The organism is Cronobacter sakazakii, from assembly GCF_000982825.1.
Lineage (GTDB): Bacteria > Pseudomonadota > Gammaproteobacteria > Enterobacterales > Enterobacteriaceae > Cronobacter > Cronobacter sakazakii.
In genome coordinates, this window is record NZ_CP011047.1 from 1,844,653 (window position 1) to 1,867,379 (window position 22,727).

The window sequence follows — 22,727 nt, forward strand, 5'->3', positions numbered from 1 at the left end:
TAACGTCTGCCGGGCCTGCGGATTTCTGAGCAAGGGTGAGGGAGAACTCTCACCCTTTTTACATCTGAGGTTTTATGGCTGTAGTTATCACAGACGCCTGGCGCAGCCGCTTTGGCGGCACGGCCCGTTTATATGGCGAAGCGGCGTTGCAGCTCTTTGCCGACGCGCATGTCTGCGTGGTGGGGATCGGCGGTGTCGGTTCATGGGCGGCGGAAGCGCTGGCACGCACCGGTATCGGCGCGATTACGCTTATCGATATGGATGACGTGTGCGTCACCAATACCAATCGTCAGATCCATGCGCTGCGCGACACGGTCGGGCAGGCAAAATCCGAGGTGATGGCCGAGCGTATTCGCCAGATCAACCCGGAGTGCCGCATCACCGTGGTGGATGATTTCGTCACTGTCGATAATGTGGCGCAATACATGAACGCCGGGTTTAGCTATGTCATCGACGCTATCGACAGCGTGCGGCCAAAGGCGGCGCTGATTGCGTACTGCCGTCGTAATAAAATTCCACTGGTCACCACCGGCGGCGCGGGCGGACAGACCGATCCGATGCAGATCCAGGTGGTTGATCTCGCCAAAACGATTCAGGACCCGCTTGCCGCAAAACTGCGCGAGCGGCTGAAGAGCGATTTCGGCGTGGTGAAAAACAGCAAAGGGAAACTTGGCGTGGACTGCGTTTTCTCCACCGAAGCGCTGGTCTATCCGCAGGCCGACGGCTCGGTGTGCGCGATGAAAAGCACGGCGGAAGGGCCGAAGCGTATGGACTGCGCTTCAGGTTTCGGCGCGGCTACGATGGTGACCGCCACGTTTGGTTTTGTGGCGGTGTCGCACGCGCTGAAGAAGATGATGGCGAAAGCGGCGCGCAGCGCCGTGTGATCAGGCGTTGCGGGCGGCATTCTGTACCGCCTGCGCCAGCGCCGCCAGGCCCTGGCCGCGAGACGCGCTGAGCTGGGCGCGCAGCCCTAACTCGTCAAATAACGCCAGCGGAGAGTGTTCCTGTAGCTCCTGCGGCGTTTTGCCTTCCACGGCGGTGAGCAACACCGCCAGCAATCCGCGCACGATGCGCCCCTCGCTGTCGCCATAAAAGTGCAGGCCGCCGTCGGGGCGTTTTTCATAGCCGAGCCAGACCCGGTTTTCACAGCCGGGGATCTCCTGTGCCTCTTGTTTTAATTCCTCCGGCAGCGCCGGAAGCTGTTTGCCGAGCAGGATCAGCTGGCGATATTTATCTTCCCACTGGGTGAGCGGGCCAAACGTCTCACGCAGCGTGTCAGAGGTAATGGAAGCGCCGAACGGGTGTCCGGCAAGGTAAGCAGTCGTCATTTAATCCACCAGTATGTCCAGCGCGCGGTCGATGGCGGCGATCAGCGCCTCGACGTCGCCTTGCGTGTTATAGGGCGCGAAAGAGGCGCGCAGCGTGCCACTGACGCCAAGCGCCGCCAGCAGCGGCTGGGCGCAGTGCTGGCCGGCGCGCAGCGCGATGCCGGATTCCGCGAGCAGTGTCACCAGATCGCTGTGGTGCACGCCTGCGAAATCAAACGCCAGCAGGCTGGAATCCTGACAGCGAAACGAGCGAAAGCCCGGGCGTTTCGCCAGCTCCGACTCGGCAAGCGTCGCAAGCCCCCGGCTGTAACTTTCAGCTTTCACTAGATCGATTTCCTCAAGCCAGGCGAGCGTGGCGCTAAGACCGATAACGCCCGCGACATTCGGCGTGCCCGCCTCAAAGCGGTACGGCACCGGCTGGGTTTTAAAGCCAGCGAACGTCACTTCAGTCACCATTTTTCCGCCGCCCAGCCACGGCGACATCTGCGCCAGCAGGTCAGTTTTGCCATACAGCACGCCGATGCCGGTCGGGCCATAAAGTTTGTGGCCGGAGAAAGCGTAAAAATCGATATCCAGATGCTGAACGTCAGGCGGGCAGTGAACCACGCCCTGCGCGCCATCCACCACCACCACCGCGTCTGCAGCATGGGCACAGGCAATCGCCCGCGCGAGATCCGGACAGCCGCCGGTGACGTTGGACATCTGCCCGAGCGCCAGCAGGAATGTGCGTTCATTGATAAGCGTGGGCAGAGCCGTGAGATCCGGCAAACGATCGGCACCCAGCGGCAGTTTCACAACCTTCGCGCCGGTCTGCTCCGCGACCATCAGCCACGGCACCAGGTTGGCATGATGCTCTGCTTCGCTGACGATAATCTCATCGCCCGGCTTCAGGCGCGGACGCGCGTAGCACTGGGCAATGAGATTAATGGATTCGGTGGTGCCTCGCGTCCAGACGATATCGCGGCTGTCTGGCGCGTTAATTAAGCGAGCAACGCCGTCACGCGCGGCTTCGTAACGCTCGGTAAGGCGCTGCGCCTCGGCAAACTGGCTGCGATGCACATTGCCTGCGCTCAGCGAATAGAACTGCTGGCTGGCGTCGATAACCGGCTGTGGCTTTAACGCCGTGGCGGCGCTGTCGAGATAGACGCCCGCGTCACGAAGCGAGGGAAACTGCGCGCGAAATTGGGCGGGACTGAATGCTTTCATGATACTCCTCTTTCCAGTCCTTCGATCGTGGCCCATTTGACGTCGTTAAACAAGGTCATTGATAACCATCGGATAAGTCTGTTTATTCTGGCAAACGGCAGAAAGCAGGTTATGCTGAATAGTGTTAGGTGAATATTTCAGCCTGTTAGCAGACGAAGTTTACATAGCATTAAACTCTAAAGGAGAAGAACCATGAATAAACTTGCCGCTGTAGTATCAGCATGCATGATGACTTTTGCTCTGAGCGCTTGTTCCGGTCCTAACTACGTAATGCATACCAATGATGGCCGTTCTATCGTGACCGACGGGAAACCGAAAACCGATGACGATACCGGTATGATCAAATATAAAGACGCCAACGGTAATCAGCAGCAGATCAACCGTACTGACGTGAAAGAGATGGTTGCGCTGGAGAAATAATCGACTCGCGCAGGCAAAAAAAAGCACCGCAAAGTGCGGTGCTACATTAATCACTATGGACAGACAGGGTAAATGTACAGGAAGTGAAAGAGTAGCTTAGCTACGATGGTCTGAATCGCAGACCAAATGCAAACACAACAACACAACATCACAACCGTAAGCCAAAAGCCCTCCAGAACTCTCATTCCTAAAGACTTTTCGTTCCGGCTCAGGAAGTGCCGCCACTATAGGTATTTGCTGGTGTAACCTCAACGGACAAATTATAATGGCTCAGATAAAAAAAACTAATGGGTGACGACTTGTTTCTCGTTTGTTAATACGCATTTACACATAAGCCAAATCATCATGTCCAAGCGATTACCGCCGTTAAACGCATTACGTGTTTTTGATGCCGCCGCACGCCATTTAAGCTTCACCAAAGCCGCCGAAGAGCTGTTTGTCACCCAGGCTGCCGTCAGCCATCAGATAAAATCACTGGAAGATTTCCTGGGGCTTAAGTTATTCCGCCGACGCAACCGTTCTCTTCTGTTAACGGAAGAGGGGCAGAGCTATTTCCAGGATATCAAAGAGATTTTCTCACAGCTGACGGAAGCGACGCGCAAACTCCAGGCGCGCAGCGCAAAAGGCGCGTTGACGGTAAGCCTGCTGCCGAGTTTCGCGATCCACTGGCTGGTGCCGCGGCTCTCCAGTTTTAACAGCAGCTGGCCTGGGATCGACGTGCGTATTCAGGCGGTGGACCGGCAGGAAGATAAGCTTGCCGATGACGTAGACGTGGCGATTTTTTATGGGCGAGGCAACTGGCCGGGTCTGCGCGTAGAAAAACTCTACGCCGAGTATCTGCTGCCGGTCTGTTCGCCGCTGCTGCTCACGGGCGACAAGCCGTTAAAAGCGCCGGAGGATTTAGCCCGCCACACGCTTTTGCATGACGCTTCGCGCCGCGACTGGCAAACTTATACGCGCCAGCTTGGTCTCAATCATATTAATGTCCAGCAGGGGCCCATTTTCAGCCACAGCGCGATGGTGCTGCAGGCGGCCATTCACGGCCAGGGCGTGGCGCTCGCCAACAATGTGATGGCGCAGTCGGAGATCGAAGCGGGCCGCCTGGTCTGCCCGTTCAACGATGTCCTGGTCAGTAAAAACGCTTTTTACCTCGTTTGTCATGACAGCCAGGCAGAACTGGGTAAAATAGCGGCCTTTCGACAATGGATACTGGCGAAGGCGGCGAGTGAACAAGAAAAATTCCGTTTTCGCTATGAACAATAACGACGATTCGCGCGATGTAATCGCGCTTTACTGTAGGGTTACATCATGACCAGCCGTTTTATGCTGATTTTCGCCTCAATCAGTGGCTTTGTTTTTGTGGCGCTGGGTGCCTTCGGCGCGCACGTCTTACGTAAAACGCTCGGCGTTGCGGAGATGGGCTGGATCCAGACCGGACTTGAATATCAGGCGTTTCATACGCTCGCGATTTTAGGGCTGGCGGTCGCGATGCAGCGTCGCATCAGCATCTGGTTTTACTGGAGCAGCGTTTTCCTGGCGCTCGGCACGGTACTTTTTAGCGGCAGCTTATATTGTCTGGCGCTCTCTCATCTGCATTTATGGGCCTTCGTTACGCCGGTCGGCGGCGTAAGTTTTCTGGCCGGTTGGATATTAATGTTAATTGGCGCGGTGCGTCTGAAGCGTAAAGGTTCGGTTCATGAATAAGGTCATTTTGTACTGCCGTCAGGGTTTTGAGAAAGAGTGCGCGGCAGAGATAACCGACAAAGCCGCGCAGCAGGGCGTGTTTGGTTTCGCCCGCGTCAAAGAAAACAGCGCCTATGTGATTTTCGAATGTTATCAGCCGGAAGAGGCCGATAAGCTCGCGCGCGAGCTGCCATTCAGCTCGCTGATTTTTGCCCGCCAGATGTTTGTGGCAGGCGAGCTGTTGCAGGATCTGCCCCCGGAAGATCGCGTCACGCCGGTCATCGGAATGTTGCAGGGCGTGGTAGAGAAGGGCGGTGAGCTGCGTGTTGAAGTGGCGGACACCAACGAAAGCAAAGAGCTGATGAAGTTCTGCCGCAAATTCACCGTGCCGCTGCGTACTGCGCTTCGCGACGCGAAGATTCTGGCAAATTTCGAAACGCCAAAGCGCCCGGTGGTGCATGTCTTTTTCATCGCGCCGGGCTGCTGCTACACCGGATATTCGTATACCAATAATAACTCGCCGTTTTATATGGGCATTCCGCGCCTCAAATTCCCGGCAGACGCGCCAAGCCGTTCAACGCTGAAGCTGGAAGAGGCGTTTCATGTGTTTATCCCGGCGGATGAGTGGGATGAGCGTCTGGCAAACGGCATGTACGCAGTGGATCTGGGCGCCTGCCCTGGCGGCTGGACCTATCAGCTGGTGAAACGAAACATGTGGGTCGCGTCCGTGGATAACGGCCCGATGGCGCAGAGCCTGATGGATACCGGGCAGGTGACGTGGCTGCGTGAAGACGGCTTTAAATATCGCCCGACCCGCACCAACATTACCTGGATGGTGTGCGACATGGTGGAAAAACCGGCCAAAGTCGCGGCGCTGATGGCGCAGTGGCTGGTGAACGGCTGGTGCCGCGAAACCATTTTCAACCTCAAGCTGCCGATGAAAAAGCGCTATGAAGAGGTGTCGCAGAATATCGCCTCGATTCAGGCGCAGCTGGATGAACACGGTATTAACGCGCAGATCCAGGCGCGTCAGCTTTATCACGACCGTGAAGAAGTGACCGTTCACGTGCGCCGCTGGTGGGCTGCCGTCGGCGGGCGTCGCGACGAGCGATAAGCGCGTTGAATGACGCATAAGGAAACGGCGGGTGCGCTGCGCTTACCCGCCCTGGGGAATATGCGGTTAAATAATTATGGTATGGCGGGTGCTCGGCGCTTACCCACTCTACGGGATATGCTGTTGAATAATTATGGTATGGTGGGTGCGCTGCGCTTACCCACCCTACGGGATATACGGTTGAATAACTAATGTAGGGCGGGTAAGCGTGAGCGCACCCGCCTTTTTTATGGAGCGCATAGCGCCCTGAAATCATCCATGCAACCGCAGCTGCTGCAAATTCCCGTCGAGCTGTAGATCCGTTTTCAGCGTCGCCACCGCGCGGCAAACAAAGGCGCTCTCACGGTGCGCTTCGAGCTTTTTACGCCACTTCTCCGGCACGTCGTCGAGCCGCTCGTAGAGCGCTTCGAGCGTGCCGAAATCGTTAATCAACTGCGTGGCGCTTTTCGGGCCAATCCCCGCAACCCCCGGTATTTTCGAGCTACTGATCCCCGCAAGCCCCCAGAAATCTGCCAGCTGGCCTGGTGACACGCCAAATTCACTCTCGATAAACGGCGCGTCCAGCCAGCGTTTCTGGAAATAGTCGCGGATGCGAATTTCCGGACGTAAGAGCTGGCAATAGCCTTTATCGGTCGACACGATAGTCGCCTCATGGCCCGCTGCCGCCACTTTCACTGCGAGCGTCGCGGCGAGATCGTCGGCCTCGTTGCCTTCCACATGCCAGCAGGGCACGCCGCGGCGGGTAAAAGCGTCGCGAAGCGTGGGCATCTCCTGATGCAAATCGTCCGGCATTGGCGGGCGTCCGGCTTTGTAATCGGGCAGAAGCTGGTGACGCCAGCCCTGCGCGCGGGCTTCATCGTCAAACACCGCGACGGCGTGTGTCGGCTGACTGTTACCAATCAGTTGCTCCAGCGCGTGCAGACAGGTATCCACGCACGGCGTGCCCTGCACCGCATGTATCCGGCGGATCAGGTTTAGCGCATCGACAATCAGCAAATGAACGGGCATGGCGGCATCCCTTACGAAAATGACAGGCCGTTACCGTAACATTTTTGCCGGATGCTCACCATTAAGCCGTGTGGATTCAGGAAGATAACGCGCAAAAAAACGCCCTGCGAACAGGGCGGTGAGGAGGGGGTTAATCGCAGGCGACCACTTTAACTGCCAGTCCGCCGCGTGAGGTTTCACGATAGCGGGCGTTCATATCCTTGCCGGTCTCGAACATGGTTTCGATGACTTTATCGAGGCAGACGCGCGGCTCGCTGGTGCGGCGCAGCGCCATGCGCGCGGCATTGACCGCCTTCACCGAGGCGATGGCGTTACGCTCAATGCACGGCACCTGTACCTGCCCTGCCACCGGGTCGCAGGTCAGCCCCAGGTTGTGCTCCATGGCAATTTCCGCCGCGATGCAGACCTGCGCCGGGCTGCCGCCGAGCAGTTCCGCAAGACCTGCCGCCGCCATCGAACAGGCGACGCCCACTTCGCCCTGACAGCCAACTTCGGCACCCGAGATAGACGCATTCATCTTATAGAGTGAGCCAATCGCGCTCGCCACCAGTAGGTAGCGCGCCAGTGAGTTAGCGTTTACTTCACGGATAAATTTGTCGTAGTACGCCAGTACCGCCGGCACGATACCGCACGCGCCGTTGGTCGGGGCGGTGACCACGCGACCGCCTGCGGCGTTCTCTTCATTGACTGCCAGCGCGAACATGTTGATCCAGTCCACGACGTTCATCGGATCGGCGTCGTTCTTGTCGTGGCTGACAAGCATACGACGCAGCGCGGCGGCGCGACGCGGGACGCGCAGTTTGCCGGGCAGAACGCCTTCGGTGGTGGTGCCGCGCTCAATGCCTGCGCGCATTACGTCCCACACCTGCGAGAAATGGGCTTCGAGTTCTTCTTTACTGTGCAGCGCCAGCTCGTTTTTCATCATCAGGCCGGAGAGTGACAGGCCGGTTTCACGGCAGTGGCGCTGAAGATCCGCGGCAGTGTTATACGGATACGGTACATCGATTGCGGACGATTGCGTCTGGCCGAAGTGTGCTTCGTCAACAATAAAGCCGCCGCCAATCGAGTAATAGGTCTGGCTGTAGACAACATCGTCGCCCGCAAGCGCGGTAATACGCATGCCGTTTTCATGCAGCGGCAGGTTATTGGCATGAAAATTCATGCACTGATCTACCGGGAACGCCACTTCGTGCGCGCCGTTCGCCAGCATCAGACGGCTGTGGGTATTCACGTCCTGAATGAAACCGGGAATGGCGTCGATGTCTACGGTGTCCGGCAGGTTGCCCGCGAGGCCCATAATAATGGCGATATCGGTATGGTGGCCTTTGCCGGTCAGCGACAGGGAGCCGTACACATCCACCACCACTTTCGTCGTCTTATACAGCAGGTTCTGCGCGACAAGGTCGTCGGTGAACTGTTTGCCCGCTTTCATTGGCCCTACGGTATGGGAGCTGGAAGGACCAATACCGATTTTGAAAATATCAAAAACGCTGATCATGATGTGTACCATCGAATAAATAACGGGGGAGGGCTCGCGCCGCCGGGCGGCGGCGCGGACAAAACATTAGCTGAAGAGTGAGTAGAAAATCGCGGAGATGGCGATAAGACCCATGATGGTCACAAATACGTTGCTGATGTGGCCGCTGTATTTGCGCATCGCCGGGACTCTTGCAATGGCGTACATCGGCATCAGGAACAGGATCATCGCGATAATCGGGCCGCCCAGCGTTTCGATCATGCCGAGAATGCTCGGGTTCAGGGTCGCTACGATCCAGGTGGTGATCAGCATGAACAGCGCGGTGATGCGGTTCAGTTTGTTTACTTCGATGGTTTTGCCACGGCTGCGCAGCGATTTAATCACCATGCCGTTGAAGCCTTCACGTGCGCCCAGATAGTGGCCGAGGAACGATTTGGTGATGGCGATGATTGCGATAACCGGACCTACCCAGGCGATAACCGGCACATTGAAGTGGTTAGCCAGGTAAGACAGGATGGTGATGTTCTGTGCTTTCGCTTCCGCCAGGTTTTCCGGGGAGAGGCTCAGTACGCAGCTGAATACGAAGAACATCACGGTAACGACCATCATGATGTGCGCGTATGCCAGAATGCGGGAGCATTTTTTCTCCGCTTCAGCGCCGTACTCTTCACGTTTCGCCACGGCGAAAGCGGAGATGATCGGCGAGTGGTTAAAGGAGAACACCATGACCGGTATAGCCAGCCACAGGGTCATCAGCAGGCCATTACCGGTGGAAGCATGGCTGAAAGAAAGAGTTTCCAGCGCTGCACCACTCCAGTTCGGGATCAGGAAGCAGGCCATCAGCATCAGGACAGCAACGAACGGGAACACCAGTACGCTCATCGCTTTCACAATCATCTGCTCGCCGAAACGCACGATAGTCATCATGCCGACAATCAGAATCAGAGAAAGGATCGCGCGCGGCGGAGACGCCAGCCCCAGCTGGTGCGTAATGAAGCTATCAACCGTGTTAGTGATCGCTACGCTGTACATCAGCAGGATAGGGTAAATCGCGAAGAAATAGAGCAGAGTGATGACTTTACCTGCACCAACGCCGAAATGTTCTTCGACCACTTCGGTGATGTCTTCACCCGGGTTTTTACCGGACAGCACGAAGCGGGTCAGCGCGCGGTGTGCGAAGAAGGTCATCGGGAATGCAAGAATTGCCATGATAATCAGGGGAATCAGGCCACCAACACCGGCGTTGATCGGCAGGAAAAGCACCCCTGCGCCAATCGCGGTGCCGTACAGGCCAAGCATCCACATGGTATCAGTTTTTCGCCACGCGCTGCTTTTGGCTGCTGTAGCAACATTGACGGTTTGAGTCGTTTCCATCTGTGTATCTCCTGGAGGAAGCAAAAACGAACTTTAAAGTGACATTCAATAAATTTGCGACGAACGGTAAAACGAAATCCTGTAGAGCGGGATTTTTTTGTAATTTTTCCCCAAATCTCTGGCGGTGCGAAAGATACATTCACGCACTGAATCTATCAGTGATCCCGATCCCAATTGCAATAATCCACTTTTTTATTACGCGTTTTTTAGATCATATCACTGGCTTTGGGCGCGACACCGTTATTAATGCGCGCAGAGCCTGACACTGACGGCAGATGAGGTAAATAGAGCGGAAGAAAATGATGATTAATTTTCTGTAAAAACCAGCAAAAACAGCACGTCCGGATTCTTTCGCAGAAATTTCCGGGATTATGCGCGGTGTTTTTTAGAGCGCAAACGTTTTGGTTAAGTGACAGATGATAAAAAAGGCGGCCTCGCGGCCGCCTGATTTCAGGTACAGATTTCGTAGCAGGGAATATAGGCAGAACCAGGCAGTTTCATGCGGTGCTGGGCGACGAACCCTTGCAGGAGATCGTCCATGCGCTTCATCATCTGCGCATCCCCATGAATTTTATAGCGTCCGTACTTCTCAATGGCGCGGATGCCCACCTCTTTCACGTTACCCGCGACGATACCAGAGAAGGCGCGGCGCAGGTCGGCCGCCAGAATTTCCGTCGGCTGATCGGGGTAGAGCTTCAGGTTAGCCATGTTTTCGTGGGTCGGCTCGAACGGCACCTGGAGATCCGGCGAAATGCGAATCGCCCAGTTAAAGCTGTACGCATCACCCGTTTCGCGGCGGCACTCTTTCACCAGCGGCATCGCTTTTTTCATTTCGCGCGCCACTTCCGCCGGGTCGTCGATGATGACGCGATAATGGCGGCGGGCCTTCTCGCCGAGCGTGTTGACGATAAAGTCGTCCAGCACGCGGAAGTAATCGGCGCTCTCTTTCGGGCCGGTCAGGATCAATGGCAGTACCTGATCCGCATTGTGTGGGTTCATCAGAATACCAAGCAGATAAAGCAGCTCTTCCGCCGTACCAACGCCGCCTGGGAAGATGATGATCCCGTGGGCGATACGCACGAACGCTTCGAGGCGTTTTTCGATATCCGGCATGATGATAAGTTCGTTCACCAGCGGGTTAGGCGGCTCGGCGGCGATGATGGAAGGCTCGGTCATGCCGATAAAACGCCCTTCTTTATAACGCTGCTGGGCATGGCCGACCGCCGCGCCTTTCATCGGCGCTTCCATCGCGCCCGGCCCGCAGCCGGTGCAGATGTTCAACTCGCGCAGCCCCAGCTGGTTGCCGACGCGTCGGGCGTAGAGATATTCGGTTTCGTTAATGGAGTGGCCGCCCCAGCAGACCACCATATTCGGCGCCTCGCCCACGTGCAGCGCTTTCGCGTTTCGCAGGATAGAAAACACCAGGTTGGTGATATGAATGGAGTCAGTCAGATTCAGATGCTGAAAGCGCCCGGCGTTATGGATTTGCCCGTTGACGAACAGAATGTCGCGCAGCACCGCGAAGAGGTTGGCCTGCAACGAGCGAATGATCTGCCCGTCGACGAAGGCCTCTTCCGGCGGGTTAATCAGCTCAAGCTTTACGCCGCGTTCGCGGCGCAGCACATTGATATCGAAATTTTCAAAGCGCGACAGCAGCGCTTTGCTGTTATCGGTCTGGCTACCGGAATTGAGAACCGCGAGCGAACAATTGCGAAACAGTTGATACAGGTCGCTGCTGGCGGTGCGCTTAAGCATGTCCACTTCCAGCTGCGACAGCAGATCCATCGAGCCCAGCGGGCTAATATGTGTAATCAAGTAAGCTCCTTACGGGGCGATAAACGCCGCTCCCTCTGATTACAATAGCCCCGCCATGTGACATTTAACAACCCACCCCGCACCGCCTTCATGACGGATTTGCGGGATGTTTAGCAATTACTGACGCGCCAGACGGCCGGTGGCTGGCGTAAAGTCGCCGTTGCTGCGCCATGGGTTGATATCCAGACCGCCGCGGCGGGTGTAGCGCGCATACACACTGAGCTGTTCCGGCTGGCAGAATCGCGTGATGTCGTTAAAGATGCGCTCGACGCACTGCTCGTGAAATTCGTTGTGATGGCGGAAAGAGACCAGATAGCGCAGCAGTTTTTCCCGGCAGATTTTCGGCCCGCGATAGTGAATTTGTACGGAGCCCCAGTCCGGCTGGTGCGTGATAAGACAGTTGGATTTGAGCAGGTGGCTCACCAGCGTCTCATCCACCGTCTCTTCACCTGCTGCTCCGGAAAGCAGCGCGGCGTCGAATTCATAATCGGTGATGTTAATATCCTGATTATCGATGCAGTCGCCGCTAAGACGCGCGACCGGCTCGCCTTCCACATCCTCAAGGCGGCGAAGCGTGACGGAGACATCGCCCTGCGCGCAGGCGCGTAAATCGCGCTCCAGCGTCTCGCGTACCGCGTCCAGGCTTTCAAACTGCGTCTGGTTAAAGCTGTTGAGATAGAGCTTAAAGCTTTTCGATTCCACCAGGTTGACGCTGGTGGCGTTAATCTCAACCTGACCTATCGCCACCTGCGGCAGGCCGTTGCGGTTAAGCCAGGATAGCTCATACATCGTCCAGATATCCGCGCCGTGGAAGGGCAGGGCATCGGCGCGCAGGCCCAGCGGATCGCGGTTTAAACTGCGCGGAACTGGCTGGAGCAGCGAGGCGTCGTAAACGTCGCGATAATCAGTGGATTTGCCGAGCGTCAGGCCGTGAAGCGCCTGATGATTTTCATAAGAAGTCATGTGTCACCGTGATAATACAGGTACAATACAGGGTTCAGTGTATCTTACCTGACCTGAAGAGAGAATCTGGTGCAAAACGAAGTCCAACAGGCGCTGGCGGCATTCAGCGCGCGCTACTGCGAAGCGTGGCGGCAACAGCGGGGCAGCCTGCCCGTCAGTGAAGAATATATCGGTATTTCCTCCCCGTGCATTGTATCCACCCACCCGGACGCGGTAGAGTGGGAACCTCAGCCGTTTACGCCTGAAGAATCGCTCGGCGCGGTTGAGAAGGCGCTCGACATTGTGATTCAGCCGGACGCCCATGCCTTTTACGCAAGCCAGTACGCTGGCGATATGACCGCGCAGTATGATGACGTAGCATTAACGCTGTTACAGGCCTGGAGCCAGGACGATTTCCGCCGTGTGCAGGAAAACCTGATAGGCCACCTGGTAACGCAAAAACGCCTGAAGCTGTCGCCGACCATTTTTATTGCTACGCTTGATAGCGAGCTGGATGTGATTTCGCTGTGTAACCTGACCGGTGAAGTCGTCCAGGAGACGCTCGGCACCCGCAAGCGCCGCGTGTTGGCACCGTCGCTCAGCACATTTCTGAGCCAGCTTACCCCCTTCGTGTAATCCTTTTTTGCCTGCACCCGTGTAAGAGATCTCTCACAAACCCTGTGAGAGATCGCCGTCAGAGTAAGGGTTTTCTTACGTCAGCTAAAAATGAATAGTCTTATAATTCAAAGGCCTTTGTGCTCACGCTTCGCTTGCGAATGAAACTTATCTTAAATTGAACCTGTAAGCCGCCTTGTAAGTGCAGGCGGATTGCGAGATTCTATCCCTGCCGACACGGAGTGGCGCTGAAGCGAACATCAGGATGATGGCGCTTCAAAAAGGACACGCCGGAGGGCGATTCAGGGAAGGCTTCAGGATGAAGCGAAAGGACGGCGCAGGAGCGCTGAGGGACACCTCCAGGAAGGAGAATGTGAGCCGGTCAGGATTACCGGTGGGTCAGGAAGACCAGGGACACGCATCAGGATGATGCACCAGTGACATCAGGACGATGTGGGCAGGACGCGTAAACGGACGTAAGGCCGAAAGGCCGCAGGAAAAGTTGTCACGGACGAGCAGGGAGCACCGAAAAGTAGCCGGACTGCTGCGAAACGAACCGGGAGCACTGTGTTATCACAGTGCTCCCTTTTTTATGCTTTTTTTTCTTCCGCCGGGAAATGGTATGCTGCGCGCCCGGTTTTTTTGATTCACAGAGGTTGTTATGGAACGCCATCAACGGGTTCGCCAGCAGTTGCAGCGCGTCGAGCAGGTGTTGCGTCATCATCAGCAGTGGCAAAGCGCCGCGCCGCATTCCTCCGCGTTTGAAAGCACGCAGCCTTTTTGCATGGACACGCTTGAGCCTTACGAATGGCTGCAATGGGTGTTGATCCCACGCCTACACGCGCTGCTGGACGCCGGCGCGCCGCTGCCGCAGACGTTTGCCGTTGCCCCTTATTATGAAGTTGCGCTTGAAGCGAGCCATCCGGCGCGCGACGCTGTACTGGTGACGCTGGTTGAGCTGGACGCGCTGTTCGCCGGTGACGACGCGTGAGCCTCGAAATCCTTTATCAGGATGAATGGCTGGTGGCGGTCAATAAGCCGTCCGGCTGGCTGGTCCACCGCAGCTGGCTCGATCGCGATGAAAAAGTCGTCGTCATGCAGACGGTTCGCGATCAGATAGGCCAGCACGTTTTTACCGCTCACCGTCTCGACAGGCCCACATCCGGCGTGCTGCTGATGGGGCTTTCCAGCGAGGCGGGAAGGCGGTTAGCGCAGCAGTTTGAACAGCATCAGATCCAGAAACGCTACCACGCTATCGTGCGCGGCTGGCTCACCGACAGCGCCGTGCTGGATTATCCGCTGGTGGAAGAGCTTGATAAAATCGCCGATAAATTCTCACGGCAGGATAAAGAACCGCAGCCAGCCGTAACGCACTATCGCGGCCTTGCGACCACCTCGCAGCCGGTCGCCGTCGGGCGTTATGATTCAGTGCGCTACAGCTTGGTGGAGATGCTGCCGCAGACCGGCCGTAAACATCAGCTGCGCCGCCATATGGCGCATCTGCGCCACCCGATTATCGGTGACTCAAAGCATGGCGATCTGCGCCAGAACCGCGCGGCGGCCGAGCACTTCGGCTGTAACCGCTTGATGCTTCACGCCAGCGAGCTGACGCTGACGCACCCGTTTACCGGCGCGCCGCTCACCATCCGCGCAGGTCTGGATGATGTCTGGCGTCTGGCGCTGGCGCATTTTGGCTGGCAGACGCATCTCCCCGCTGCCGATGGGGTTGAGTTTCCCGCTGCGAACCCTCACGATGAAGACAGTCTGCATTCAAAAGGAGAGTAAGCGATGGCAAGCGTAGGGATTTTTGTCGGCACCATGTACGGGAATTCACTGCTGGTGGCGGAAGAAGCACAGGCGATCCTGAAAAATCAGGGACATAACGCAACGGTATATGAAGATCCTGATATCACCGACTGGGAGCGTTATAGCGATGGGTACGCGCTCATTGTCACTTCCACGACCGGTCAGGGCGATCTGCCGGACAGCATCGTGCCGCTCTATCAGGCTATCAAAGATCAGCATGGTCATCAGCCGACGCGGCGTTACGGCCTGATTGCGCTCGGCGACAGCAGCTACAGCCATTTTTGCGGCGGCGGCAAGAAATTTGACGCGCTGTTGCAGGAGCATGCGGCGCAGCGCGTCGGCGAGGTGTTATACATTGACGCCGCGGAATATCCGGAGCCGGAAACGCTCTCCAGCCCCTGGGTCGAGCAGTGGAGCGCGCTGCTTAAGTAAACCATGCGGTCGGCGCTTTGTGCGCCGACGCGGTTTATATCCCGGAGATCCGCTGCGCTTCACGCGCCACGTTATCCATTTCATCCAGCAATTCCAGCAACTCCGGCTCCAGGTCGCTTGCGGGAACGCCGCTGCGCAACTGCTGTTCAATCAGCTGGCAGAGGTTTTTCAGACGCGGCACGCCGCTGTAGCCGCAGCTCCCGTGCAGTTTATGGATAAGATCGGTCAGCCCTTCCGGGTTTTCACCGACCAGCTGTTCTTCCACGCGGTTGCGAACTTCCGGTAAAAACGCCAGCAGCATGTGCAGCATATCGCGCGCCAGATCGGGTTTATTGGCGGCCTGTCGCAGGGCCAGACTCCAGTCGAGCGTGGCGTCAGCCTTCACCGCGGGGGGCGCTATCGCGGGTACACTTGCCACAACCGGCACGGCGTAGCCGGGCTGATAACGCAGCAGCATGGCGCGCAGTTTCTCTTCTTCAATGGGTTTCGCCAGATAGTCGTTCATCCCGGCGCTGAGCAGCTTTTCCTTCTGCCCCGACATGGCATGCGCCGTGACCGCGATAATCGGCGTATGCTGCTGTTGCGGCAGTTGGCGGATAAGCTCGCAGGCGTGAATGCCGTCCATATCCGGCATCTGGATATCCATCAGAATAATGTCGAACGGCTGCAGCATGGCGCGCTCCACCGCCTGATGCCCGCTTTCGCACAGCACCACATGCTGAACCATATCTTCAAGCAGCGCGCCGATAAGCTTCAGGTTGGCCGGGTTATCGTCCACGGCCATCACCGTCATCGGCATCCGGCTTTGATCGCCTTCCGGCAGCTCACGGGCGTGAATGAGCCGGCAGTGCTCCAGCAACAGCGGCATTAATCGCGTGGCGGTCACTGGTTTCAGCAGGCAGGCGCTGGCCCCCTCTTTTTTCAGCATCTCAGCGTTAATTTGGGCGTGGCACGGCAGCGCGAGGATCAGGCAATCGGTGAACGTCGCCGCGCGGGCCAGCTGATCGTGGCGCATCGACAGCGGCTCGCGATCCGTAACGGGCGCGGCGTACAGCAAAATGTCGTAATGCGCCTGCGGCAGTGACGCCAGATCGGGGCTGTAGACGACCGTCAGCGGCGTATTGGCCAGCAAATCGCGTGTGCTTTTCGCCGCGGCTTCGTTCTTCTCAACATACGCCAGGCGCATTCCCGCCAGCATATCGGTGGCGTGGCGGTCCACCAGCGCGTTCGGGTTGAGATCAAGGCTGATATGGAACCAGAACGTCGAGCCGCGATGCGGTTGGCTGTGGAAGGAGATATCGCCGCCCATTTCGTTCACCAGCTTCTGGGTGATCACCAGCCCAAGCCCGGTGCCGCCGTGGCGGCGTGAAATGCTGGCGTCGGCCTGGCGAAACGCCTGGAACAGACGCGACTGATCGCGCTCCGGAATGCCGATGCCGGTATCGCGGATTTGCACCTCGATCTGCACCTTGTTGTTACTGATAGCGCGCTTCTCAACCACGATGTCAATATTGCCGTGGTCGGTAAATTTAATCGCGTTACCCACCAGATTCGTAATCACCTGCTGAAGACGCAGCGGGTCGCCAATGACATTGTCCGGTACGTCGTGGCGCACGCTGATGGTCAGCTCCAGCCCTTTATCATGCGCGGAGTGCGCGAGCAGCGTGACCACTTCATCCAGCGTACTGCGCAGCGGGAACGGAATGCTCTCCAGCAGCAGTTTCCCGGCCTCAAGCTTCGAGAAATCCAGCACGTCATTGATAATGCTGAGCAGGTTATTCGCCGAGCGCTCGATGGTATTAAGATGATCGCGTTGGGTGGGCGTGAGGTCAGTTTTCAGCGTCAGGCGGGTAAAGCCAATCACGCCGTTCAGCGGCGTGCGCAGCTCGTGAGACATATTGGCAAGGAATTCAGACTTGATGCGCGCCGCTTCCTGGGCGCGTTTTTTCGCCAGATCCAGCTCGACGTTCTGAATTTCCATCTGCTCCAGCGTTTCACGAAGATCAGACGTTGCCTGGTCGATATTGTGCTGCATCTCTTCATGATAAGCGGCAAGCGACATCGCCATCGAGTTGATGCCGTTTTTCAGCATATCCAGCTCGCCCAGCATAAAGCCTTCCACGCGGCTGTCGAGCTGGCCGCGGCGAATGCGGTCGACGGTATTAACCATATTGCGGATAGGCGCGGTGACGTCGCGCATCAGACGCCAGGCGAACAGCACCGCGCAGGCCATGCAAATCAGCATCATCAGCAGCGAAATCGCGATCTCCTGGTACTGCTGCAGTCGCACTGATTTCAAATCAAGCTCCAGCGCGACATAGCCCAGCGGGTTAGTGCTGAGCTTGGCCTCAGAGATTTCAGACTCATCAGGAGAATAGCGCTCGGAGACCACGGGCGTGCGCAAAATCAGCATGTCGTCGCGGCGAGTCACGCTAAGCCCGGTCGGCATGGATGCGCCGTCAGGAAGCTGCAGTTCGGAAGGGTCAAGCTGATAATTGGAGATGACAAACAGCTTATTGTGCCGATCGTAAACCGAAATGGCGCGTACAATTTCTGAATGCCGACGATGCAGTACGCTGACCAGCTGGCGCACCGACTCCTTATTTTGCAGGCTCATGCCATATTCGCTGGCGACCGCGAGCGGCTCGATAATACTGGCACCGGCGTCTTCCAGCTGACGCTGCAAATCATGATAGCGGTGCACAACGAAAAAAACGCTGAGCAGCAGGCCGATGATAAAGGTGGGCGCCAGGATAAGAATCATCATCCGCGCCCGCAGGCTGTAGTTGGTCATGGGGTTCCGTTATGGGACAATCAGCGACATTCAGTTTATGTGAGAAATTTCCTGGCGATGGCGCAATTCTACTCTGCAAAGCGACGCGTGACGACGCGTGAAATCATAACCGTGACGGCCGACGGCCTCGATGCCTTCGGGCAGGGCGTGGCGCGCCACCACGGTAAGGCGTTGTTCATCGCCGGTCTACTGCCAGGCGAGCGCGCGGAAGTGGTGCTCAGCGAAGATAAAAAACAGTTCGCCCGCGGCGACGTGAAAAAGCGGCTTTCAGAAAGCCCCGAGCGCGAGACGCCGCGGTGTCCGCATTTTGGCGTATGCGGCGGCTGCCAGCAACAGCACGCCAGCGTGGCGCTACAGCAGCGCAGCAAGGCGCAGGCGCTGAGCCGCATGATGAAGCGCGAGGTCGATGAGGTCATCAGCGGGCCTGCGTGGGGCTACCGCCGCCGGGCGCGTCTGAGCTTGAATTTCATGCCGCGCAAACCAGGCTTACAGATGGGTTTTCGCAAGGCGGGCTCAAACGATCTGGTGGATGTGCATCGCTGCCCTGTGCTTGTGCCCCGTCTTGAGGCGTTGCTGCCGAAACTTCGCGACTGCCTGAGCAGCCTTGATGGCGTTCGTCATCTTGGCCATATCGAACTGGTAGATGTTACCAGCGGTCCGCTGATGGTCTTGCGTCATCTCAAGCCGCTAAGCGCCGCCGATCGCGAAAAACTGGAATGCTTTTCGCATTCCGAAGGCGTGGCGCTGTACCTTGCGCCACAGAGCGATACCCTTGAGCACCTTAATGGCGAGATGCCGTGGTATGAATCCGACGGCCTGCGGCTTACCTTCAGCCCGCGCGATTTTATTCAGGTCAACGATGCTGTAAATCAGCAGATGGTGGCCCGCGCGCTGGAATGGCTGGAGATTCAGCCCGGCGAGCGGGTGCTGGATCTCTTCTGCGGCATGGGTAACTTTACGCTGCCGCTGGCCCGGCGCGCGGAAAGCGTGGTGGGCGTTGAGGGCGTTGGGGCGCTGGTGGAGAAAGGCGACTATAATGCCGGTCTTAACGCGTTGAAAAATGTCACTTTCTTTCAGCATAACCTGGAAGAAGACGTCACCCGCCAGCCGTGGGCGCAGCAAGGGTTCGACAAAGTGCTGCTCGATCCCGCGCGTGCGGGCGCGGCGGGCGTGATGCAACATATTGTGAAATTAAAACCGCGTCGGGTGGTCTATGTCTCCTGTAACCCTGCCACGCTGATGCGTGACAGTGAGACGCTGCTCGCGGCGGGCTATCGCACGGTACGGCTGGCGATGCTGGATATGTTTCCACACACTGGCCATCTGGAATCGATGGCGTTATTTGAAAGAGATTAAGTAGTCAGGCCACCGCGCGGTGCGGGCAGGCTGTCCCGAAAGGAGAGGACGATGGTTGCGGTAAGAAGTGCACATCTTAATAAAGCTGGCGAATTTGACCATGAAAAATGGGTGGCGAGCCTCGGCATCGCCAGTCAGCCGTCGTGTGAACGCTTAACCGAAACCTGGCGCTATTGCGAGCAGCAGACTCAGGGCCATCCTCAGGCGGATCTTCTGCTCTGGCGCGGTGTGGAGATGGTCGAAATCCTCACCACGCTCAGTATGGATATCGATACGCTGCGCGCCGCGCTGCTCTTCCCGCTGGTGGATGGCGGCGTGGTTAGCGAAGAGGTGCTCAAAGAGAGCGTGGGTAAATCCGTTGTCGGGTTAATCCACGGCGTGCGCGATATGGCCGCCATTCGCCAGCTTAAAGCCACGCATCACGACTCTGTCTCTTCTGAACAGGTCGATAACGTGCGCCGCATGCTGCTGGCAATGGTCGATGATTTCCGCTGCGTGGTGATAAAACTTGCGGAGCGCATCGCGCACCTGCGCGAAGTGAAAGACGCGCCGGAAGATGAACGCGTACTGGCGGCGAAAGAGTGCACCAACATCTATGCGCCGCTGGCGAACCGTCTTGGCATCGGCCAGCTCAAGTGGGAGCTGGAAGATTTCTGCTTCCGCTATCTGCACCCCGAAGAATACAAGCGCATCGCAAAGCTGCTGCATGAGCGACGCATCGACCGCGAGCACTATATTGACGAGTTTGTGACGCATCTGCGCACCGCCATGAAAGAAGAGGGCGTTAAGGCAGAGGTTTACGGGCGTCCGAAACATATCTACAGCATCTGGCGCAAGATGCAGAAAAAGCATCTGGCGTTTGATGAACTCTTCGACGTGCGCGCCGTGCGCATTGTCGCGGAACGCCTTCAGGACTGCTACGCCGCGCTCGGGATAGTTCACACGCACTATCGCCACCTGCCGGATGAGTTCGATGATTATGTCGCCAACCCGAAACCCAACGGCTACCAGTCCATTCATACCGTGGTGCTAGGCCCTGGCGGCAAAACCGTGGAAATTCAGATCCGCACCAAACAGATGCACGAAGACGCTGAACTCGGCGTGGCGGCGCACTGGAAGTACAAAGAAGGCGCGGCAAGCGGCGTGCGTAACGGTCACGAAGACCGTATCGCCTGGCTGCGTAAACTCATCGCCTGGCAGGAAGAGATGGCTGATTCCGGCGAGATGCTCGATGAGCTGCGAAGCCAGGTGTTTGACGACCGCGTTTACGTGTTTACCCCGAAAGGCGATGTCGTCGATCTGCCCGCAGGCTCCACGCCGCTTGATTTTGCCTATCACATTCACAGCGATGTCGGGCACCGGTGCATCGGCGCGAAAATCGGCGGCAGGATCGTGCCGTTTACTTACCAGCTGCAAATGGGCGATCAGATTGAAATCATCACCCAGAAGCAGCCAAACCCAAGCCGCGACTGGCTGAACCCGAACCTCGGCTACGTTGGCACCAGCCGCGCGCGCGCGAAAATTCACGCCTGGTTCCGCAAACAGGATCGCGATAAAAACATCATCGCTGGTCGCCAGATCCTCGACGACGAGCTGGCGCATCTCGGCATCAGCCTGAAAGAGGCCGAAAAACACCTGTTGCCGCGCTACAACTTCAATGAAGTCGATGAGCTGCTGGCGGCGATTGGCGGCGGCGATATTCGCCTTAACCAGATGGTGAATTTCCTCCAGGCGCAGTTCAACAAGCCCAGCGCGGAAGAGCAGGACGCCGCAGCGCTGCGCCAGTTGCAGCAAAAAACCTATACGCCGCAGGGGAGAAACACACGAGATAATGGCCGCGTTGTCGTCGAAGGCGTGGGTAATCTGATGCACCATATCGCCCGCTGCTGCCAGCCGATCCCTGGCGACGATATTGTCGGCTTTATCACCCAGGGGCGCGGGATTTCCATCCACCGCGCCGACTGCGATCAGCTGGCGGAGCTTCAGTCGCATGCGCCGGAGCGTATCGTTGACGCCGTCTGGGGCGAAAGCTATTCAGCAGGCTATTCGCTCATTGTGCGCGTAACGGCGAACGACCGCAGTGGCCTTTTGCGTGATATCACGACGATCCTCGCTAACGAAAAGGTCAATGTGCTTGGCGTCACCAGCCGCAGCGATACCCGTCAGCAGCTGGCGACCATCGATATGGAAATCGAAATCTATAACCTCCAGGTTCTCGGGCGCGTGCTGGGTAAGCTCAACCAGGTGCCTGATGTCATTGATGCGCGCCGCCTGCATGGCGGCTGACGCGCGGCGGCGCAGTCGGTAACGGCGTCGCCGCCTTTTATTTTTCCTCCAGCTTGAGGCGCGTGGCGATATCGCCACGCCTGTTTTATAAGGATTTTCCATGACTCAAATCGACCGCCTGCTCGGCATTATGAAGCGTCTGCGCGACCCGCAAACCGGCTGCCCGTGGGATAAAGAGCAAACCTTCGCGACCATCGCTCCATATACCCTTGAAGAAACCTACGAAGTGCTTGATGCCATTGCGCGTGAGGATTTCGACGACCTGCGCGGCGAACTGGGTGACCTGCTGTTCCAGGTGGTGTTTTACGCCCAGATGGCGCAGGAAGAGGGGCGTTTTAATTTCAACGACATTTGCGCCGCCATCAGCGATAAGCTTGAGCGCCGCCATCCGCATATCTTTGGCGACGCGGATTTCGGCAACAGCGCCGAGGTGCTGGCCAACTGGGAGAAAACCAAGAGCGCCGAGCGCGCTGAAAAAGCGCAGCACTCGGCGCTGGACGATATTCCGGAAAGCCTGCCTGCGCTAATGCGCGCGCAGAAAATCCAGAAGCGCTGTTCGGCGGTCGGCTTTGACTGGACGTCGCTTGGGCCGGTGGTCGACAAAGTGCATGAAGAGATAGACGAAGTGATGCACGAAGCGCAGCAGGCGGTTATCGACGAGGCGAAACTCGAAGAAGAGATCGGCGATTTGCTGTTCGCGACCGTCAATCTTTCCCGCCATCTGGGGGCGAAAGCGGAGACCGCGCTGCAAAAAGCGAACCGCAAGTTTGAGCGTCGGTTCCGTCAGGTTGAGGCGATTATTCGCGCACAGGGCCTGGAAATGGAGCAGGCGAGCCTCGATCAAATGGAAGCGGCCTGGCAACGTGTTAAACGCCAGGAAATTGATAGTTAACGTTTTTTCGCATCAAGCGCCTGTTGTTAACACTTATTTCAAACAAGCGCTTGATTTGCGTCAAAAACATTTCTGAGAAAAGGGCTATTTTCTTCCGGCTTGGGTCTGGCGAGGCCGGCGGATATTCGTGCAGAATGAAAGTTTGTGAGCCCCGTCCTGTTCGGGTATACTACTTTCCC

20 protein-coding genes are annotated in these 22,727 nt (G+C 57.2%); 12 read left to right on the forward strand and 8 right to left on the reverse strand.

What is annotated here, in order from left to right; genetic code table 11:
- Positions 1-74 precede the first annotated feature (74 nt).
- Positions 75-884 carry a tRNA cyclic N6-threonylcarbamoyladenosine(37) synthase TcdA gene (gene tcdA / locus CSK29544_RS08675; protein WP_007894457.1) on the forward strand — a complete coding sequence of 270 codons (810 nt, stop codon included), beginning with the start codon at positions 75-77 and terminating at the stop codon, positions 882-884.
- On the opposite strand, the gene csdE is transcribed toward tcdA, so the two are convergent.
- Both csdE and csdA read right to left on the reverse strand, forming a co-directional pair.
- Positions 885-1,328 carry a cysteine desulfurase sulfur acceptor subunit CsdE gene (csdE, locus tag CSK29544_RS08680; RefSeq protein ID WP_004385387.1) on the reverse strand — a complete coding sequence of 148 codons (444 nt, stop codon included), beginning with the start codon at positions 1,326-1,328 and terminating at the stop codon, positions 885-887. It lies immediately after the preceding gene.
- Positions 1,329-2,534: a cysteine desulfurase CsdA gene (csdA, locus tag CSK29544_RS08685; RefSeq protein ID WP_007894459.1), complete on the reverse strand. Its 1,206-nt coding sequence runs from the start codon at positions 2,532-2,534 to the stop codon at positions 1,329-1,331. It lies immediately after the preceding gene.
- Positions 2,535-2,726: 192 nt separating this feature from the next.
- On the opposite strand from csdA, the gene CSK29544_RS08690 reads away from it, so the two are divergent.
- The 4 genes from CSK29544_RS08690 to rlmM all read left to right on the forward strand — a co-directional run bounded on the left by CSK29544_RS08690 (position 2,727) and on the right by rlmM (position 5,751).
- Positions 2,727-2,954, forward strand: a complete 228-nt coding sequence (locus CSK29544_RS08690; RefSeq protein WP_004385389.1) for a YgdI/YgdR family lipoprotein — start codon at positions 2,727-2,729, stop codon at positions 2,952-2,954.
- Between the two features lie 345 nt (positions 2,955-3,299).
- Complete coding sequence (gene gcvA / locus CSK29544_RS08695; RefSeq protein ID WP_004385390.1) at positions 3,300-4,217, forward strand: glycine cleavage system transcriptional regulator GcvA; 918 nt, start codon at positions 3,300-3,302, stop codon at positions 4,215-4,217.
- Between the two features lie 45 nt (positions 4,218-4,262).
- Positions 4,263-4,658, forward strand: a complete 396-nt coding sequence (locus tag CSK29544_RS08700; RefSeq protein WP_007701398.1) for a DUF423 domain-containing protein — start codon at positions 4,263-4,265, stop codon at positions 4,656-4,658.
- Positions 4,651-5,751, forward strand: coding sequence for a 23S rRNA (cytidine(2498)-2'-O)-methyltransferase RlmM (rlmM, locus tag CSK29544_RS08705; RefSeq protein WP_007894464.1), 1,101 nt, complete (start codon positions 4,651-4,653; stop codon positions 5,749-5,751). Before CSK29544_RS08700 ends, rlmM begins: the two co-directional genes overlap by 8 nt.
- 252 nt (positions 5,752-6,003) lie before the next feature.
- Here rlmM and xni read toward each other — a convergent pair whose 3' ends face one another.
- The 5 genes from xni to queF all read right to left on the reverse strand — a co-directional run bounded on the left by xni (position 6,004) and on the right by queF (position 12,388).
- A complete protein-coding gene (xni, locus tag CSK29544_RS08710) occupies positions 6,004-6,759 on the reverse strand; it encodes a flap endonuclease Xni (protein ID WP_007894467.1) in 756 nt (251 codons plus the stop codon).
- Positions 6,760-6,889: 130 nt separating this feature from the next.
- Positions 6,890-8,257, reverse strand: coding sequence for an L-serine ammonia-lyase (locus tag CSK29544_RS08715; protein ID WP_007894470.1), 1,368 nt, complete (start codon positions 8,255-8,257; stop codon positions 6,890-6,892).
- 66 nt (positions 8,258-8,323) lie between these two features.
- Positions 8,324-9,610 (reverse strand): HAAAP family serine/threonine permease, encoded by a 1,287-nt coding sequence (locus CSK29544_RS08720; protein WP_004388154.1) that lies wholly within the window; start codon positions 9,608-9,610, stop codon positions 8,324-8,326.
- A 450-nt stretch (positions 9,611-10,060) separates the two neighbouring features.
- Positions 10,061-11,425: a nucleotide 5'-monophosphate nucleosidase PpnN gene (gene ppnN, locus CSK29544_RS08725; RefSeq protein ID WP_004388155.1), complete on the reverse strand. Its 1,365-nt coding sequence runs from the start codon at positions 11,423-11,425 to the stop codon at positions 10,061-10,063.
- A 117-nt stretch (positions 11,426-11,542) separates the two neighbouring features.
- Positions 11,543-12,388, reverse strand: coding sequence for an NADPH-dependent 7-cyano-7-deazaguanine reductase QueF (queF, locus tag CSK29544_RS08730; RefSeq protein ID WP_029039228.1), 846 nt, complete (start codon positions 12,386-12,388; stop codon positions 11,543-11,545).
- 69 nt (positions 12,389-12,457) lie between these two features.
- Here queF and syd point away from each other — a divergent pair, with 69 nt between their 5' ends.
- The 4 genes from syd (at position 12,458) to CSK29544_RS08750 (ending at position 15,220) form a co-directional block, all read left to right on the forward strand.
- On the forward strand, positions 12,458-13,003 hold the full coding sequence (syd, locus tag CSK29544_RS08735; RefSeq protein ID WP_007894476.1) for a SecY-interacting protein: 546 nt from the start codon (positions 12,458-12,460) through the stop codon (positions 13,001-13,003).
- A 640-nt stretch (positions 13,004-13,643) separates the two neighbouring features.
- Positions 13,644-13,973: a YqcC family protein gene (locus CSK29544_RS08740; protein ID WP_029039227.1), complete on the forward strand. Its 330-nt coding sequence runs from the start codon at positions 13,644-13,646 to the stop codon at positions 13,971-13,973.
- Positions 13,970-14,767 (forward strand): tRNA pseudouridine(65) synthase TruC, encoded by a 798-nt coding sequence (gene truC, locus CSK29544_RS08745; protein WP_007894490.1) that lies wholly within the window; start codon positions 13,970-13,972, stop codon positions 14,765-14,767. The genes CSK29544_RS08740 and truC overlap by 4 nt, the downstream gene beginning before the upstream one ends.
- Positions 14,768-14,770: 3 nt before the next feature.
- Positions 14,771-15,220, forward strand: coding sequence for a flavodoxin (locus CSK29544_RS08750; protein WP_007894492.1), 450 nt, complete (start codon positions 14,771-14,773; stop codon positions 15,218-15,220).
- Between the two features lie 34 nt (positions 15,221-15,254).
- Here CSK29544_RS08750 and barA read toward each other — a convergent pair whose 3' ends face one another.
- Positions 15,255-18,014 (reverse strand): two-component sensor histidine kinase BarA, encoded by a 2,760-nt coding sequence (gene barA, locus CSK29544_RS08755; protein WP_007894495.1) that lies wholly within the window; start codon positions 18,012-18,014, stop codon positions 15,255-15,257.
- A 57-nt stretch (positions 18,015-18,071) separates the two neighbouring features.
- Between barA and rlmD the strand changes: the two genes are divergently transcribed.
- From rlmD to mazG, 3 genes are all read left to right on the forward strand, one after another.
- Positions 18,072-19,370 (forward strand): 23S rRNA (uracil(1939)-C(5))-methyltransferase RlmD, encoded by a 1,299-nt coding sequence (rlmD, locus tag CSK29544_RS08760; protein ID WP_029039226.1) that lies wholly within the window; start codon positions 18,072-18,074, stop codon positions 19,368-19,370.
- Between the two features lie 51 nt (positions 19,371-19,421).
- Positions 19,422-21,656: a GTP diphosphokinase gene (relA, locus tag CSK29544_RS08765; RefSeq protein ID WP_004386865.1), complete on the forward strand. Its 2,235-nt coding sequence runs from the start codon at positions 19,422-19,424 to the stop codon at positions 21,654-21,656.
- Between the two features lie 100 nt (positions 21,657-21,756).
- Complete coding sequence (gene mazG, locus CSK29544_RS08770; RefSeq protein ID WP_007894501.1) at positions 21,757-22,548, forward strand: nucleoside triphosphate pyrophosphohydrolase; 792 nt, start codon at positions 21,757-21,759, stop codon at positions 22,546-22,548.
- Positions 22,549-22,727: the final 179 nt, after the last annotated feature.

Coding starts and splice junctions, on each gene's coding strand:
- tcdA (WP_007894457.1), top strand. CDS start 75: ATGGCTGTAGTTATCACAGACGCCTGGCGCAGCCGCTTTGGCGGCACG.
- csdE (WP_004385387.1), bottom strand. CDS start 1,328: ATGACGACTGCTTACCTTGCCGGACACCCGTTCGGCGCTTCCATTACC.
- csdA (WP_007894459.1), bottom strand. CDS start 2,534: ATGAAAGCATTCAGTCCCGCCCAATTTCGCGCGCAGTTTCCCTCGCTT.
- CSK29544_RS08690 (WP_004385389.1), top strand. CDS start 2,727: ATGAATAAACTTGCCGCTGTAGTATCAGCATGCATGATGACTTTTGCT.
- gcvA (WP_004385390.1), top strand. CDS start 3,300: ATGTCCAAGCGATTACCGCCGTTAAACGCATTACGTGTTTTTGATGCC.
- CSK29544_RS08700 (WP_007701398.1), top strand. CDS start 4,263: ATGACCAGCCGTTTTATGCTGATTTTCGCCTCAATCAGTGGCTTTGTT.
- rlmM (WP_007894464.1), top strand. CDS start 4,651: ATGAATAAGGTCATTTTGTACTGCCGTCAGGGTTTTGAGAAAGAGTGC.
- xni (WP_007894467.1), bottom strand. CDS start 6,759: ATGCCCGTTCATTTGCTGATTGTCGATGCGCTAAACCTGATCCGCCGG.
- CSK29544_RS08715 (WP_007894470.1), bottom strand. CDS start 8,257: ATGATCAGCGTTTTTGATATTTTCAAAATCGGTATTGGTCCTTCCAGC.
- CSK29544_RS08720 (WP_004388154.1), bottom strand. CDS start 9,610: ATGGAAACGACTCAAACCGTCAATGTTGCTACAGCAGCCAAAAGCAGC.
- queF (WP_029039228.1), bottom strand. CDS start 12,388: ATGACTTCTTATGAAAATCATCAGGCGCTTCACGGCCTGACGCTCGGC.
- CSK29544_RS08740 (WP_029039227.1), top strand. CDS start 13,644: ATGGAACGCCATCAACGGGTTCGCCAGCAGTTGCAGCGCGTCGAGCAG.
- CSK29544_RS08750 (WP_007894492.1), top strand. CDS start 14,771: ATGGCAAGCGTAGGGATTTTTGTCGGCACCATGTACGGGAATTCACTG.
- barA (WP_007894495.1), bottom strand. CDS start 18,014: ATGACCAACTACAGCCTGCGGGCGCGGATGATGATTCTTATCCTGGCG.
- rlmD (WP_029039226.1), top strand. CDS start 18,072: ATGGCGCAATTCTACTCTGCAAAGCGACGCGTGACGACGCGTGAAATC.
- relA (WP_004386865.1), top strand. CDS start 19,422: ATGGTTGCGGTAAGAAGTGCACATCTTAATAAAGCTGGCGAATTTGAC.
- mazG (WP_007894501.1), top strand. CDS start 21,757: ATGACTCAAATCGACCGCCTGCTCGGCATTATGAAGCGTCTGCGCGAC.